At 68.9% G+C, this 15,319-nt stretch carries 15 protein-coding genes and 1 pseudogene; 8 read left to right on the top strand and 8 right to left on the bottom strand.

What is annotated here, in order from left to right; all coding sequences use genetic code 11:
• The 3 genes and pseudogenes from V7Z98_RS13440 to trmB all read left to right on the top strand — a co-directional run.
• Positions 1-101 (top strand): annotated as a pseudogene (locus V7Z98_RS13440) (thiazole synthase); the annotation flags it as partial.
• A gap of 56 nt (positions 102-157) precedes the next feature.
• Positions 158-1,135, top strand: a complete 978-nt coding sequence (locus V7Z98_RS13445; RefSeq protein WP_334158549.1) for a hypothetical protein — start codon at positions 158-160, stop codon at positions 1,133-1,135.
• A gap of 16 nt (positions 1,136-1,151) precedes the next feature.
• Positions 1,152-1,901: a tRNA (guanosine(46)-N7)-methyltransferase TrmB gene (gene trmB, locus V7Z98_RS13450; RefSeq protein WP_334158551.1), complete on the top strand. Its 750-nt coding sequence runs from the start codon at positions 1,152-1,154 to the stop codon at positions 1,899-1,901.
• 79 nt (positions 1,902-1,980) lie between these two features.
• Here the strand turns inward: trmB and V7Z98_RS13455 are convergent, their stop codons facing one another.
• From V7Z98_RS13455 to V7Z98_RS13490, 8 genes are all read right to left on the bottom strand, one after another.
• Complete coding sequence (locus V7Z98_RS13455) at positions 1,981-2,607, bottom strand: hypothetical protein (protein ID WP_334158553.1); 627 nt, start codon at positions 2,605-2,607, stop codon at positions 1,981-1,983.
• A 151-nt stretch (positions 2,608-2,758) separates the two neighbouring features.
• Positions 2,759-4,036 carry a putative Na+/H+ antiporter gene (locus V7Z98_RS13460; RefSeq protein WP_334158555.1) on the bottom strand — a complete coding sequence of 426 codons (1,278 nt, stop codon included), beginning with the start codon at positions 4,034-4,036 and terminating at the stop codon, positions 2,759-2,761.
• 115 nt (positions 4,037-4,151) lie between these two features.
• Positions 4,152-5,396 carry a hypothetical protein gene (locus V7Z98_RS13465; RefSeq protein ID WP_334158557.1) on the bottom strand — a complete coding sequence of 415 codons (1,245 nt, stop codon included), beginning with the start codon at positions 5,394-5,396 and terminating at the stop codon, positions 4,152-4,154.
• A 92-nt stretch (positions 5,397-5,488) separates the two neighbouring features.
• Entirely contained in the window at positions 5,489-6,757 is a 1,269-nt protein-coding gene (hemW, locus tag V7Z98_RS13470; protein WP_334158560.1) for a radical SAM family heme chaperone HemW, read from the bottom strand.
• A gap of 84 nt (positions 6,758-6,841) precedes the next feature.
• Positions 6,842-7,444, bottom strand: a complete 603-nt coding sequence (gene rdgB, locus V7Z98_RS13475; protein WP_293260353.1) for an RdgB/HAM1 family non-canonical purine NTP pyrophosphatase — start codon at positions 7,442-7,444, stop codon at positions 6,842-6,844.
• A gap of 10 nt (positions 7,445-7,454) precedes the next feature.
• Positions 7,455-8,186 (bottom strand): ribonuclease PH, encoded by a 732-nt coding sequence (rph, locus tag V7Z98_RS13480; protein ID WP_334158562.1) that lies wholly within the window; start codon positions 8,184-8,186, stop codon positions 7,455-7,457.
• Positions 8,187-8,255: 69 nt separating this feature from the next.
• A complete protein-coding gene (locus V7Z98_RS13485; RefSeq protein ID WP_334158565.1) occupies positions 8,256-9,182 on the bottom strand; it encodes a PP2C family protein-serine/threonine phosphatase in 927 nt (308 codons plus the stop codon).
• Positions 9,179-10,132: a serine/threonine protein kinase gene (locus tag V7Z98_RS13490; protein ID WP_293260362.1), complete on the bottom strand. Its 954-nt coding sequence runs from the start codon at positions 10,130-10,132 to the stop codon at positions 9,179-9,181. The genes V7Z98_RS13485 and V7Z98_RS13490 overlap by 4 nt, the downstream gene beginning before the upstream one ends.
• Before the next feature lie 365 nt (positions 10,133-10,497).
• Here V7Z98_RS13490 and V7Z98_RS13495 point away from each other — a divergent pair, with 365 nt between their 5' ends.
• The 5 genes from V7Z98_RS13495 to V7Z98_RS13515 all read left to right on the top strand — a co-directional run bounded on the left by V7Z98_RS13495 (position 10,498) and on the right by V7Z98_RS13515 (position 15,308).
• The gene (locus tag V7Z98_RS13495; protein ID WP_334158567.1) at positions 10,498-11,370 is read left to right on the top strand and encodes a YicC/YloC family endoribonuclease; all 873 of its coding nucleotides are present in this window, start codon (positions 10,498-10,500) and stop codon (positions 11,368-11,370) included.
• Between the two features lie 44 nt (positions 11,371-11,414).
• Entirely contained in the window at positions 11,415-12,002 is a 588-nt protein-coding gene (locus V7Z98_RS13500; protein WP_334158569.1) for a DsrE family protein, read from the top strand.
• Positions 12,003-12,040: 38 nt separating this feature from the next.
• Positions 12,041-12,670: a guanylate kinase gene (gene gmk, locus V7Z98_RS13505; protein WP_334158571.1), complete on the top strand. Its 630-nt coding sequence runs from the start codon at positions 12,041-12,043 to the stop codon at positions 12,668-12,670.
• Between the two features lie 68 nt (positions 12,671-12,738).
• The gene (gene rpoZ, locus V7Z98_RS13510; RefSeq protein WP_293260374.1) at positions 12,739-12,945 is read left to right on the top strand and encodes a DNA-directed RNA polymerase subunit omega; all 207 of its coding nucleotides are present in this window, start codon (positions 12,739-12,741) and stop codon (positions 12,943-12,945) included.
• Positions 12,946-12,980: 35 nt separating this feature from the next.
• Complete coding sequence (locus V7Z98_RS13515) at positions 12,981-15,308, top strand: RelA/SpoT family protein (RefSeq protein ID WP_334158572.1); 2,328 nt, start codon at positions 12,981-12,983, stop codon at positions 15,306-15,308.
• Positions 15,309-15,319: the final 11 nt, after the last annotated feature.

Consider the following 15,319-nt stretch of genomic DNA (forward strand, 5'->3'; position numbering starts at 1 on the left):
AGGCCGGCCGCGAGGCCTTCCGCGCCGGCCGCATGCCGCGCAAGTTCTACAGCGCTGATCCCAGTTCCCCCACCGAGGGAATGATCGGCTCCCGCTCCTGAGCCCTACCGCCTTACTCCCGGCCCAGGCCCCTCACCTCATCTCCGCCCGTCCCGCCATGCGCCTGCACCCCGTACTGCTCGCCCTGGCAGGGTTTGCCGTCCTGACCCTGTCCGCCCCGACCCGCGCCGAGGAAGGCCCAACGCCCGCGACGCCCCCGTCCTCGCCTGCCACCGCCCCCGCGCCTACCGCCGAAGCGGCGCCCCAGGCCGGCCATGAAGGAAGCGGCGAGGGTGGGGCAAGTGAAGAACTCCCCGCCGCGGCCGCCGAACCCCACCTGAAGGTGGTGGACCCGGCCCGCCTCGGCTACGCCTTCGACCGCCCCCGGGTGCTGGCCCAGCAGCGCATCTTCGGCATCGCCCGGGCTACCGCCCAACTGGCGAGCCTGTGCGAGGTGGAAGTCGAGAACGACGATGCCCGGGAAGCGGCCCGGGATGCCTACGCCGCCTGGAACGAGCGCAACGCCGCGCCGGTCCACGAAGCCGAGGCGGCCCTGGCCCGGTATTACTTCGGCCCCAACGCCCACCTGGCCGGCGGCGACGACATCGCCGCCGCCCTGCGCCTGCCCGCCGCGCTCAAGCTGGACGACGCGGAACTGGGCGCGGCCTGCGCCACCCTGCCCCAGGCCCTGGAAGGCCCCCGCTACGACCTGGTGGCCAACCTGGAACGGGCCCGCAACTTCACCCTGAGCGAGGCCGCCGAAACCCTGGCCGCCGTGGTGGACACCTGCCGCCCCCAGCTCCCCGACCCGGCCCGGGACGCCCTGGACGAACGCTACGCCCGCTGGCAGGAACGCAACGGCGAGACCGCCGACGACGCCCGTGCCGGTCTTGCCGCCGAACTGGCGGACGACAAGGCCCGGGGCGGGGAGCTGGCGGACGGTGCCGAGGGCGACCCGCTGGTGCCCTGGCACAACGAAATCCGCCGCCGCGCCCGGGACTTCGCCCGCCAGCCGGCCTTCTGCGACGGCCTGGCCGACCAGGTGGACGGCCCCCGCTTCGACCTGACCCAACTGTTTGCCGACCGGCCCCTCTGATTCTTCCCGATCGCCCATGACCACTGCCCACGACGACGCCCTGCCCAGCCAATCCCCGGACTCCGCCGACCGGGACGACGATTTCCCCAAACGCCGCTCGATCCGCAGCTTCGTGCTGCGCCAGGGCCGCATGTCCAAGGCCCAGGAACGCCATTACGAGCAGGACATGCCGCGCCTGGGCGTGCCCTACGCCGCCGCCCCCCTCGACCTGGCCGCCCTGTACGGCCGCCGCGCCCCAGTGGTGCTGGAAATCGGCTTCGGCATGGGCGATTCCACCGCCGCCATCGCCGCCGCCCACCCGGAAATCGACTACCTGGGGGTGGAAGTGCACCAGCCCGGCGTCGGCAGCCTGCTCAAGCACGTCGCCGACCGCCAGCTGAGTAACGTGCGCATCTGCCAGCACGACGCCGTGGAGGTGTTGCAGAACATGATTCCCGAGGGCGCCCTAGCCGGCGTTCACGTGTTCTTCCCCGACCCCTGGCACAAGAAGCGCCACCACAAGCGCCGCCTGATCCAGGGCCCGCTGGTGGCCCTGATCGCCAGCCGCCTTGCCCCCGGCGGCTACCTGCACTGCGCCACCGACTGGGAGGAATACGCCCGGCAGATGCTGGAGGTGCTGTCCGCCGAACCGACCCTGGCCAACACCGCCCCGGCCGGTGGCGACGGCTACGCCCCGCGCCCCGAGTACCGGCCCCTGACCAAGTTCGAAAACCGGGGCCTGAAGCTCGGCCACGGGGTGTGGGACCTGGTGTTCCGCAAGGGGTGAACAACAGCATCGCGCACCAGCGCTTCACCCAAAAAAAGACCCCGCCGCAGCGGGGTCTTTTTTTGGGTCCGGAGACCGCTTACTGTGCCGGCTGCAACGCAGCACGCACGCTCTTGGCCAGCTCGGTCATACCCTTGCTGACGATCTCCTGCCAGGCACTCTCGGTAGCCGCCTGGCGCGAATCCTCGGCTTCCGCCGTCACCACCTTGCCACTTTGCAGGACGGGCAGGGGCGCATCCAGCTTGACCTCGGAACGATGGCTCATGGTGATCGACCAGAAGCCCGGGGTAAACCAGGCCCAGAACTGCCGGGCATCCGCCGTGACCGGGATAGCCTGCTCGAACCCGGCGTCACCGGGCACCAGCACGCGATAGCCGGAAGCGCGGAAGCCCTCGGCCACGGCATCGCTGACAAGGTTGGCCGCCGTCTTGTTCTCGGGCAGCAGAACGTCACCCAACGCTTTGCCGTAGCCATTGCGCTTGCGGGCGATGGCCCGGGCCTTGATCTTGTCGTCCGTCGGCTCGCTCGGATCCAGGGACGGAGTGGAGGGTTCGCTCGGCGCCTTCTCGAAGACCCGGGCATCAACCACTTTTTCGATACGCACGGCCTTCCCCTGCGCCGGGTTGGCGCTGGCGGCAATACTCGGATCGACCACACTGCGCGAGGTGGCGCAGCCCGTCAGAGCGACGGTGGCGATCATTGCCATGGACAACAGCAGACGAGATAGATACACAACTTTCCCCTTTTTTTGTTGATTGAATGGATAAGGCCCCACATCGGCACGGCGGCATGCCAATGCCAAAAGCATGGAACTTCGACATCCTACCCGGTGCCACCCACCCGGGCCAGGGGATTGTTTAGACCAGCAGGAACGCCGCCATGGCCACCAGGGTCGGCGGCAGGGCGGCAAGGAACAGGCCCAGGGGATGGACCGCGCTTTCCGGGAAGCTGCCCTTGAGGATCGACAGGCCCGCCGGGTTGGGGGCGTTGGCGATCACCGTCAGGCCGCCGCCGCTGACCGCGCCGGCCACCACGGCATACTTGAATTCCGGCGACAGGCCGTCCACCAGGGAGGCCAGATAGGTGAGCGCGGCGTTGTCGGTGACGGCGGTGAGGGCCGTGGCGCCGAAATACACCGAGGTGGCGTCCATGCGCAGCAGCAACGGCTGCAGCCACCACTGCTGCAGGCCGCCGAGGATCACCAGGCCGGCCAGGAAGCAGGCCACCAGCAGGGCCTCCTTGAGCATCAACCGGTCCTGGTAGGCCGGATAGGCGGACACCACGCCGAAGAAGAGCAGCAGCAGGCCCAGGAACACCGGCGGATGGTGAGCGAACACCACCACCCCGGCGAGCAGCAGCAGGTGCAGCAGGATCACCGGCCAGGGTACCGCGTCGCTGCCGCCGCCGTCCGTGCCATCCTTGGCGTCCGGCGTCAGCCGGGCCAGTTCGGCGCGGAAGAGCAGGGTCAGGACCAGGGCATTGACCGCCACCGCCAGGCCGGCGCGCAGGCCGAATTCCTTCAGCATGTAGGCCAGGTCCCAACCCCAGGCCCCGGCCACCATCAGCACCGGCGGCGCCGCGTAGGGGGTCAGGGTGCCGCCGATGGAGACGTTGACGAACAGGACGCCGACGGTGGCGTAGAGGAAGCGGGTGGAGACGCCGGGACGGAAGAAGCGGTCGCGCAGTAAAAGGGCAGCCAGAGTCATGGCCGCCGGCTCGGTGATGAGGGAACCGAGCAGGGGGATCAGGAACAGGGCGGTGAAGTACAGGGCCGCCGCCGGTGGCAGGGGCAGCAACCGGGCGAGGGCCAGGGACAGGCCCCGGGCCGCGACCAGGATGGGCCGGCTGCCGGCCACCACCATGATGGCGAAGACGAACAGGGGCTCGGTGTAGTTGCGCGAATCCAGGTAGTCGGTCATCGCCGCCGTGCCCTGGAGGGCGAACAGGGCCACGGCCAGGACCAGAGCCCACAGGCCGAAGACGATCTCCACCTCGCCGAGCAGGTGCCACAGACCGGCGTGGCGTGGGTGGCGGTGGGCGAGCTGCTCGAAGTAGCCGGTGGAAAAAGTGTGCACCAGGGCCAGGACGAACAGGGCCGTGGCGATGATCTGCAGGGTGGTGGGGGATCCGGACATGGAGGCTCCAGCAACGGCTGCCGCGTAAGGAATAGCCTGCAACTATGCCCCTATTCCCGCTGCCCCGCTGTAACGGGCTGTGGCCGAGGCCAAGGCCGCTCCGGCCCCGTTGCGCTTACCCCTCGGCCTGGCGGCGGCGCAGCAGTTCGGCCAGGGGCCCGGGCAAGGCCGCCAGCAGCCGGCCGCGCCAGCCATCCTGGTGGCGTTGCCAGACCAGGCCCAGGGCGATGATGCCCAGGCCGAGCAGGGTCAGGGCGAAGGGGAAGAGCAGGCTGTCGCGGAATACCCGGTGGGCCAGGTAGCCCAGGTAGAAAGCCAGGCCCAGGCCGCCGAACACGACGTAGGCGCGGCGCACCAGCACCGTGCCTACGGCAATCAGGCCCAGGTTGATCATGGCGTAGGCGAAGCGCCCCCACTCGCTGCCGCTATCCAGGCTGGACAGACCGCCCCAGAAGGCCAGCAGCCCGGCCAGGTGCAGCCAGAAGGCAAAGTCCTCGCCGGGCCGGGCGAAGCGGCTGCGCAGGTCCACCCACAAGGCCAGGCCCAGGGTGAGTAGGCCGAAAACCAGCGAGAACTGCTCGCGGAAGCGCCAGCCGTCGGTCCAGCCGAGGCCGTCCAGCTCCGGGCTGGCGAGCAGCAGGGCGGCCAGGTCCATGCTCATGTACCAGAGGGTCACCGCCACCGGCATCACCATGAAGGGCAGGCGCAGCCGTTGCAGCAGGCCGGCGCCGACGGCCAGGGTGACCACCTCCAGGGTCAGCCATACCGGGTCGATGCGCGAGTGGTACTGGGAATAGTCGTGGCCGAGGAAATCGACGCCCAGGGCGAGCAGCAGTCCGTAGGCGGCCAGGGGCACCAGCACCACCACCAGGGTGGCCAGGATGCCCGCCGGCACGCGCAGCCCCCGGCCGAGGAAGTGGGTCGCCACCTTGTAGGCGGCCCCGGCGTAGAGGGCCGCGATCAGGGCCATGCCCGCCCCGCCCAGCTGGGCGAAGCCGACGGTGAGGAACAGGCTGGCGGCGCCGATGGCGAGCATGCCCCCCAGGTAGTAGAGGATGTGGGCGGCCTTGAAGCGTGCGCCGCCGGACTCCCCCAGCATCGGCGCGGCGGCGCCGGCCGGCTGCCGCAACCGTGCGGCGAGGAATTCGGCCAGGGGCGCCGCCTGCTGGCGGGCGAGCAGCCCGGCGGCAACGGCCTCGTCGAGCAGGGAAGCGATGTCGGTGGAGCCCCCTAGCGCACTGCCAGCCCCATTTTCCCTTCCATTCCCCGCCGTACCGCCCACCGGAGGATTAGCGGACTGGCCGGCGACAACGGATGCGGGATGATGCGTGAACTCTGGGGAGGAATCGGGGAAGGTCATGGCCCGGGCTCGATGCTTGTGGAATGCCCGCACCCTACCACCCGCCGCCGGGAGCGTCACCCCGCCCGTGGCTCCGGCCCGTCGCCCTGAGGCTAGGGCAGAAAGCGTTGCAGCAGGGTGTTGAGGAAGCGCCGGCCCCGAGGGGTCGGGGCGATCCATTCCAGTTGGCTCTCGCCGGCCGGGCGGAAATCGCGCACCAGCAGGCCGTCGGCCTGGGCCGCCTCCAGCTGCCGGGCGATGGTCAGCAGGGGCAGGCCGGTGCGTTCCTGGAACAGGCGGGCGTCGAAGCCGTCGTTGAGGCGCAGGGCGTTCATCAGGAACTCGAAGGGCAGCTCTTCCGCCGCCACCCACTCGTCGCTCTGCACCGCCTCGCCGAGCGGCGCCTTGGCCAGGTAATCCCGGGGGCTCTTCCAGCGCATCTGGCGGCGGATGCCCTCGTGGCTGGAGAGCTTGCCGTGGGCGCCGGCGCCGATACCCAGGTAGTCGCCGAAGGTCCAGTAGTTGAGGTTGTGCTGGCAGCGGTAGCCGGCTTTGGCGAAGGCCGAAGTCTCGTAATGCTCATAGCCGGCGGCGGCCAGGCGTGCCTCCACGGCCTCCTGCATGTCGGCCGCCACCTCGTCGTCGGGCAGGTCCGGCGGCGGGGTATGGCCGAAGGCGGTGTTCGGCTCCAGGGTCAGGTGGTAGGCCGACAGGTGGGGCGGGGCGAAGGACAGGGCCGTGTCCAGGTCGGTTCGGGCCTCGTCCAGGGTTTGACCGGGCAGGCCGTACATCAGGTCCAGGTTGAAGCGGTCGAAGTGGCGGGCGGCCAGCTCGATGGCGGCCCGGGCCTCGTTGTCGTCGTGGATGCGCCCCAACGCCTTGAGGTGGCGCGGGTTGAAGCTCTGGATGCCCAGGGACAGTCGCGTCACCCCGGCGGCGGCGAAGGCGGCGAACTTGCCGGCCTCGGCGGTGCCCGGATTGGCCTCCAGGGTGATCTCGGCCCCCGGAGTCAGGGGCAGTCGCGCCCGCACCGCGCCGAGCAGCCGCTCCAGGGCGGCGCCGGAAAGCAGGCTGGGGGTGCCGCCGCCGATGAAGATGGTGCCCACCGGCCGCCCCCACACCAGGGGCAGGGCCGCTTCCAGGTCGGCGATCAGGGCATCGACATAGGCGTCCTCGGGAATCTCGCCGACGCCGCCCCGGGGCTCGTGGGAGTTGAAGTCGCAGTAGGGACACTTGCGCACGCACCAGGGCACGTGGATGTACAGCGACAGGGGCGGCGGAGCGACCAGACCGGAGGCAGCGGGGCCGGACGCGGAAGTAGCACCTCCCCGGGAAGCCGCGCCATTGCTGGCGCTCAGGGGAATGACCTTGGGAAGCGGCATGACTACTCGATCTACAGAGGGGCTGCCTGGAGAGTGCCTATTGGCGCGGCTCTCCGAGGCATGGCCCGGTGTTGCATTGCGGACTTACAGCGGATGGCGCTTCAGCTTGTCCAGCAGCAGCGCCATGGCCTGGCCCCGGTGGGACAGGCGGTTCTTGGTCGCGGCGTCCAGTTCGGCGACGCTCTGGCCCAGTTCGGGGATGAAGAAGTAGGGATCGTAGCCGAAGCCTTCTTCGCCCCGGGGGGCGTCGAGCAGTTCGCCGTGCCACTCGCCCTCGGCGATGATCGGCTGGGGGTCGGCGGCGTGGCGCACCAGCACCAGCACGCTGACGTAGTGGCCGCGCCGGTCGGCCTGGCCTTGCAGATCGGCGAGCAGCTGGGCGTTGTTGCGCGCATCCGACTTCTCGCCGCCGGCGCGCAGCTGGGCGTAGCGGGCCGACTGGACGCCGGGGGCGCCGCCCAGGGCGGCAACACACAGGCCGGAATCGTCGGCGATGGCCGGCAGGCCGGTCAGCCGGGCGGCGTGGCGGGCCTTGGCCAGGGCGTTCTCGACGAAGGTGTCGAAGGGCTCCTCGGCCTCGGGCACTCCCAGGGCGCCTTGGGGCACCAGTTCGATGCCCAGGGGCGTCAGCAGGGCCGACATTTCCTTCATCTTCTTGGCGTTGTTGGAGGCGAGCACCAGGCGCATGGCGGTCCCCTTACTTGTCCGCGCCGGCGGCGGCGATGGCTTCCTGCTGCACCGCCACCAGGGTGGCGATGCCGGCCTCGGCCAGGTCGAGCAGGGTGGTCATCTGGGCCCGGGTGAAGGGCTCGCCCTCGGCGGTGCCCTGGACTTCGACCAAGCCCTTGCCGCCGGTCATGATCACGTTCATGTCGGTGTCGCAGGCCGAATCTTCCGGGTAGTCCAGATCGAGCACCGGCGCGCCGCCGACGATGCCCACGGACACGGCGGCGACGTGGTCCTTGACCGGGTTGGCGGCGATCTTGCCGGCCTGCTTCAATTTCTCGCAGGCTTCCCAGAGGGCCACCCAGGCGCCGGTGATGGCGGCGCAGCGGGTGCCGCCGTCGGCTTGCAGCACGTCGCAGTCCAGGGTGATCTGGCGCTCGCCCAGGGCAGCCAGGTCGGTGACGGCGCGCAGGGAGCGGCCGATCAGGCGCTGGATTTCCTGGGTGCGCCCGGTCTGCTTGCCCTTGGCCGCTTCCCGGGCGGTGCGGGTGTGGGTGGAGCGGGGCAGCATGCCGTATTCGGCGGTGACCCAGCCCTGGCCCTTGCCGCGCAGGAAGGGCGGCACGTTCTCTTCGACGCTGGCGGTGCACAGCACCCGGGTGTCGCCCATCTCGATCAGCACCGAGCCTTCGGCGTGGCGGGTGAAGGCGCGGGTGAGGCGCACGGGACGGAGCTGGTCGGGCTGGCGCTGGCTGGGACGCATGGGATTCCTTTCGCGAAACGGGGCAGGCGCGCCGGGCCGGATGCCGGGCGCGCCGCAAATGGGTTGATTCTACGGCTTGGCGTACTTGTCGATGGCGGAGCGGATTTCGGCGATGGCGCGCTCGATCTCGTCGTCGGACAGGTCGGGCCGGCCATCGTCCTGGCGCCGCCCCAGGGGGCCAAGCTGGCCCATCTGGGTGTGCACCTCGCCCTGGGCCATGGCCTGGGTCTGGATGGAGCTGGACGGATCGTCGGAGTAGCTGTCCTCCCAGCGCACGGCGATCATCGACAGGTTGTCGCCGTGGGGGCCGCCACGCTGCTCGGCCATGTTCATCAGCACCGGCACGGCCTGCATCAGGTTGGCGTCGCCGAGCACGGTGTTCATGGTGTCGCCGGAAACGCTGCTCCACAGGCCGTCGGTGCACAGCACCAGCAGATCGCCTGCCTCCATGGGGGTCTTGCGCGAGAAGGTGATTTCCGGGGCGTCGAAGCCCCCCAGGCAGGTGTAGATCTTGTTGCGGTCCGGGTGGATGGCGGCCTGGGCCTCGTTGATCAGGCCGTCGTCGAGCATCAACTGGACCCGGGAATGGTCCTTGGTCACCGACGCCACCCGGCCCCGGCGCAGGTGGTAGAGGCGCGAGTCGCCGGCGTGGGCCCAGTAGGCCACGTTGTCCTGGACGATGCAGGCGACGCAGGTGGTGCGCGGCGAATCCGACAGGCCGTGGGCCACCGAGTAGTCGATGATCGCCTCGTGGGCGTTGTTGAAGCCGCGTTGCAGGAACAGGAAGGGATCGTCGATGGAGGGCTTGGCCTCGCGCTGGAACACGTCCATCAGGTACTGGACGGCCAGTTGGGCGGCGACCTCGCCGTGGTGGTGGCCGCCCATGCCGTCGGCCACCACCGTCAGCAGGGCGTCCCGGGAATAGCTGTAGGCGATCCGGTCTTCGTTGTTGCGCCGCTGTCCGACGCGGCTTTCCTGGTAGATGGTGAATTTCATCGCGTGCTGTTCTTGCGGAAGCGGTCCACCAGCTGGGAGAGCCAGGAGGCTCGCTTGGTGGCGAGCTGGGCCGGGTCGGGGGTTTCGGTCAGGGCCTTTTGCAGGGCGAAGCAGCTTTGCGGCCGGTAGAGATGGTTGAGGCACAGGCACCAGTCGATGGTTTCCAGCAACTGGTCGGAAAACTGGCCCTCGAAGCGGGCCATGGCCGGCACCAGGTGGTCCTTGCGCATCCGCTCGTCCGCCGCCTGGGGGGCGTTGCCGGCCAGGCAGGCGTACATCGAGGCCCCCACCGAGTAGATGTCGCTCCAGGGGCCGAGCAGCTCCCGGTTCTGGTAGTGCTCGGGGGAGGCGAAGCCCGGGGTGTACATGGGCTTGAGCATGGGCGAGTCGCTGGCCAGGGTCTGGCGCGCCGCGCCGAAGTCGATCAGCACCGGGGTGTTGTCGGTGCGCAGGTAAACGTTGGAGGGCTTCAGGTCCAGGTGCAGCAGCTTGTGGCTGTGCACCTCGCGCAGGCCGTTGAGCAGGCGCACGAACACGCCGCGGATGAATTTCTCGGTGAGCTTGCCCCGGTGCTTGTGGATCACGTCCTGGAGGGTGCGCCCCTCCTCGTAGGCCATGACCATGTAGACCGTGTCGTTGGCGCGGAAGAAGTTGAGCACCCGCACCACATTGGGGTGGGACAGCCGGGCCAGGGCGCGGCCTTCCTCGAAGAAGCACTTCATGCCGTAGCGGAAGGCCGGCAGGTGCTCGGACGACACGCTCGGCCGGGTTTCGCCCTCGCCGCGCAGGGCCAGGCTGGCAGGCAGGTATTCCTTGACCGCCACCTGGCGCCCTTCCCCGTCCGTCGCCAGGTAGACGATGGAAAAGCCGCCCACCGACAGCTGCCGCTCGATGCGGTAGCCTTCGAAGGAAAAGCCGGGAACGAGGGCGACGTTGGCTTGTTGGGCCATTCAGGAAGGGGCTATGATGGAAAAAGTAGGAAAAATCGGGGACTTCGGCGTCTAATTCGGTTTTTTTCGTATAAGCACAGGGTTTCGCCCGCCGACCCACGGACGGCGCGGCCCGGCGATCGATAATCCGGCGCTTTTCCAGCGCTTTCCACCGGCGAACCTCGGCCAACTGGCGGCGATCGGCGGCGGAACGGCAGCGAATCCCCTGATGCCGGCCATTGTCCGGGCCCGACCCTTCCCTGTAAAGGCGCGAGGCGACGGGCGGTCCACGGGACCATCAGCGGCACCGTCATCGCCCGTTCACCCGACGCGGGCCCCGATCCCCTATCCTTCCCCTGTCTTCCCACCTTTTTCGAGTTAATCCCATGATCGCCAGCATGACGGGCTACAGCGCCCGGGTCCGTGACATCGGCCGGGGCGCCCTGCACCTGGAACTGAAGAGCGTCAACAGCCGCTTCCTCGACCTGTTCTTCCGCCTCGGCGACGAGGTGCGCGGCTTCGAGCCCCTGCTGCGCGAGCGCATCGCCGCCAAGGTCAGCCGCGGCAAGCTCGAATGCCGGCTGTACTTCGTCCCCGCCGCCACGGTGTCGGCCCAGGAACCCAACGGCGAGGCCATCGCCCGCCTGGTGCGCTGGCAGAGCCTGGTCCAGTCCCACTCCCCTGATGCGCCGCCCCTGTCCACCGGCGAAATCCTGCGCTGGCCCGGGGTGTTCGCCGAAGAGAGCCTGGACGGCGAGGCCCTGGCCGCCGCCGTCGGCACCCTGATCGACGAGGCCCTGGTGGATTTCACCGCCAGTCGCCGCCGCGAGGGCGACAAGCTGGCCGCTATGATCCGCGAGCGCACCGCCCGCATCCGCGAGATCGTCGCCCTGGTGGAACCGGAAATGCCCGCCGCCCAGGCCGCCCTGGAAGAGAAGCTGCGCCAGCGCCTGCTCGACGCCCTGGGCGACGCCTCCCGGGTGGACGACGACCGCATCCGCCAGGAGATCGTCCTCTACGCCACCAAGGTGGACGTGGCCGAGGAACTGTCGCGCCTGCGCACCCACGCCGACGAGGTGGACCGTATCCTCAAGGCCGGCGGCGCCAGCGGCAAGCGTCTCGACTTTCTGATGCAGGAACTCAACCGGGAAGCCAACACCCTGGGTTCCAAGGCCGCCACCCCGGTGGTCACCTCCACCAGCATGGAACTGAAACTGCTCATCGAGCAGATCCGGGAACAGGTGCAGAATCTGGAGTGAGCCGGCAGCGACCGGCCCCACCCCAACCCCGGAGGAGTCTTGCCATGCCCCAGCCGTTGACCGCCGTCCTGGCCCGCGCCGTTTCCATCCGCCGCGCCGCGCAGTTTGTGCTGCTCGCCTTCGCGGCCGTCCTGGCCCTGGCCGCCCCCGCCGCCCAGGCGGGGCCGGACGATCCCTCGCGCTTCGACGGCAGCCCCCTGGGGGCCCAGAAGGCGGTGTACCACTTCAACTACGAGAAGCCGGAAGACCTGCTGCAAGGCCTGGGCTACCTGCAGAATCACCTGCGTGGGCTGAAGGAATTCGGTGACCTCAAGCATTCCCACCTGGTCATCGTCGCCCACGGCAACGAACTGCACATGCTGTCGCGCCTCAACCGGGGGGCCTACCCGGACATCTACGACAAGCTCAAGGAACTCACCGACCAGGGCGTGACCATTCGCATCTGCCGCAACGCGGCCGCCGCCCGGGGCTACAAGCCGGGCGACTTCTACGACCTGGCCACCGTGGTGCCCGCCGCCATGACCGACCTGGCCAAGTGGCAGGCCGCCGGCTACGCCTACATTTCCGGCGACGCGATCCGCCGCACCACCCGCCAGGATTTCCTCGCCAAGCATCCGGAAGTCATCGACTGACCTTCGCGACGCCCTTTCTCCCCGGAGCCCATCCCGCCATGACCGGTACCCAGCCCCCCGGCACCCTGTTCGTCGTCGCCGCCCCCTCCGGGGCGGGCAAGACCACCCTCACCCGCATGCTGTTGCAGAACGATCCGGGCATCCGCCTGTCGATCTCCTACACCACCCGGGCGCCGCGCCCCGGCGAGGAGAACGGCACGGCCTACCACTTCGTGGACGTGCCGACCTTCCTGGCCATGGTCGAGCGCAAGGAATTCCTCGAATGGGCCGAGGTGCACGGCAACTACTACGGCACCTCCCGGGTGTGGATCGAACAGGAGATCGCCGCCGGCCGCGACGTGCTGCTGGAAATCGACTGGCAGGGCGCCCAGCAGGTGCGGCGCTTCTTCCCGGCCTGCGTCGGCATCTTCATCCTGCCGCCGTCCACCGCCGAACTGGCGCGGCGGCTGGCCGGCCGGGGCACCGATTCCGAGGAAGTGATCGCCCGCCGCCTGGCCGCCGCCCGGGACGAGATGCGCCATGTGGGCGAGTTCGACTATGTTATTATTAACAATGAGTTGCAATCGGCTTTTGCCGACCTGCAAGCCGTGGTCCGCGCTGCGCGGCTGAGCCTCGAACGGCAGCGCGCCCGCCACGGCGCCCTCTTCACCAACCTGCTGGAAAGCTGAGAAAACCGGATTTTTCCTGCAATTCGCCGCTTTTCGTTGCTTTTTCCCACCCGATCACAGGAACCTCCATGGCCCGCATCACCGTCGACGATTGCCTTGACCGCATCCCCAACCGCTTCCAGATGACCCTGGCCGCCACCTACCGCGCCCGCCAGATCGCCAACGGCGCCACCCCCATGGTCGAGGAAGACAAGGACAAACCCACGGTCATCGCCCTGCGTGAAATCGCCGAAGGCAAGGTCGGCGCCGAAGTCCTCAACCGCGGCCAGGCCTAAGCGCACGTCCTGACGCATCGGGCGAGAGCGGATCAATGGAAACACCCACCGCCCCTCCTCGCCCCTCCGCACCCGCCCCCGCCGCGCCTGCTACACCTCCCGCGGCGGCGGCGGACATCCCGGGGGCCGCCAGCCGCCCCCTGGGCGCGCCGGTCAGCACCCCGCCGGCGGAAAAGACCTACCCGCCCTTCCCCCTGGACGATCCGGCCTACCTGGTCTTCATCGACAGCCTGGATTACCTCAAGCCGGAGGACGTGGCCAAGGTCAAGGAGGCCTTCGCCTACGCCGAGGTGGCCCACCGCAGCCAGCGGCGGGTATCCGGCGAGTCCTACATCACCCACCCCCTGGCCGTGGCCGGGGCCGTGGCCGAGTGGCGGCTCGACGCCACCGCCATCATGGCCGCCCTGCTCCACGACGTGCTGGAGGACACCGGCGCCTCCAAGGCCGAGCTGACCGAGCGCTTCGGCAAGCCGGTGGCGGACCTGGTGGATGGCCTCTCCAAGCTCGACAAGATCGAGTTCTCCTCCTACCAGGAAGCCCAGGCGGAAAACTTCCGCAAGATGCTCCTGGCCATGGCCCGGGACATCCGGGTCATCCTGATCAAGCTCACCGACCGTCTGCACAACATGCAGACCCTGGGCAGCATGCGGCCCGACAAGCGCCGCCGCATCGCCAACGAGACCCTGGAAATCTACGCCCCGATCGCCAACCGGCTGGGGCTGAACAAGGTCTATCGGGAGTTGCAGGACCTGTCCTTCATGAACCTGCACCCGATGCGTTTCGGCGTGCTCAAGAAGGCGGTCAAGGCGGCCCGGGGCAACCGGCGCGAGTTGCTCACCCGCATCCTCGACGGCATCCAGGGCAAGATGAAGGACCACCGCATCGACGCCCAGGTGTTCGGCCGGGAAAAGAGCCTGTACTCGATCTACAAGAAGATGGTCGAAAAGCGCCTGACCTTCTCCCAGGTGCTCGATATCTACGGCTTTCGCGTGGTGGTGTCCGACGTGCCCACCTGCTACCTGGCCCTGGGCGCCCTGCACAGCCTGTACAAGCCCCTGCCGGGCAAGTTCAAGGACTACATCGCCATCCCCAAGGCCAACGGCTACCAGTCCCTGCACACCACCCTGATCGGCCCCTACGGCACCCCCATCGAGGTGCAGATCCGCACCGAGGAAATGCACCACCTGGCCCAGGAAGGCGTGGCCTCCCACTGGCTGTACAAGGAAGAGGCCGACGGCAGCAGCGCCGAGTTGCAGAACCAGACCCACAAGTGGCTGCAGTCCCTGCTGGAATTGCAGAACACCGCCGGCGATTCGGCCGAGTTCTACGAGCACGTCAAGATCGACCTGTTCCCGGACGAGGTGTACGTGTTCACCCCCAAGGGCAAGATTCTCACCCTGCCCAAGGGTGCCACGGCGGTGGACTTTGCCTACGCGGTGCACACCGACATCGGCAACCGCTGCGTCGCCGCCAAGATCAACTACGAGCTGGCGCCGCTGCGCACCGAGTTGCAGAACGGCGACCAGGTGGAAATCGTCACCGCCGCCCACGCCAACCCCAACCCGTCCTGGCTGTCCTACGTCAAGACCGGCCGGGCGCGCAGCAAGATCCGCCACTTCCTCAAGACCCAGCAGAACGAGGAATCCGCAGCTCTAGGCGAGCGCCTGCTCAACCAGGAGCTCAAGTCCCTGGGCGTGGAGCCCTCCGACGTGCCCGCCGCCGCCTGGGACGAGCTGATGCGCGAATCGGGCAACAAGCCGATCCAGGAAATCTACGCCGACATCGGCCTGGGCAAGCGCCTGGCCTCGGTGGTGGCGCGCCGCCTGATGTCCCGGGAGGACGTCGGCGACGACGACATCCGCCCCGGGCCGATCGTCATCCACGGCACCGAGGGCATGGCGGTCACCTTCGCCACCTGTTGCCGCCCCATCCCCGGCGACCCCATCGTCGGCTCGATCCGCAAGGGCCAGGGGCTGGAAATCCACACCCACGACTGCCCGATGATCCGCAAGTCGCGCCGCCTCGAACCGCAGAAGTGGATCGACGTGGAATGGGCCGCCCAGCCGGGCAAGCTGTTCGACGTGCGCATCCGGGTCGAGGCCCAGCACCAGCGCGGCGTGCTGGCCAAGATCGCCACCGAGATCGCCGAGGCCGGTTCCAACATCGAGAACGTGAGCATGGAAGAGGGCAGCGGCGGGCTGTACACCTCGATCCAGTTCACCATCCAGGTCGCCCACCGGGTGCACCTGGCGGCGGTGATGCGCGGTCTGCGCCATATCCCCGAAGTGATCCGCATCAACCGGGAGCACGAGGGGGACGACCCCCACACCAGCGCGCCCTTCTCGCCCTACGCCAAGCACTGAGGCGAACGGGC

Source organism: Oryzomicrobium sp. (assembly GCF_036820405.1).
In the GTDB taxonomy this organism is placed as follows: domain Bacteria; phylum Pseudomonadota; class Gammaproteobacteria; order Burkholderiales; family Rhodocyclaceae; genus Oryzomicrobium.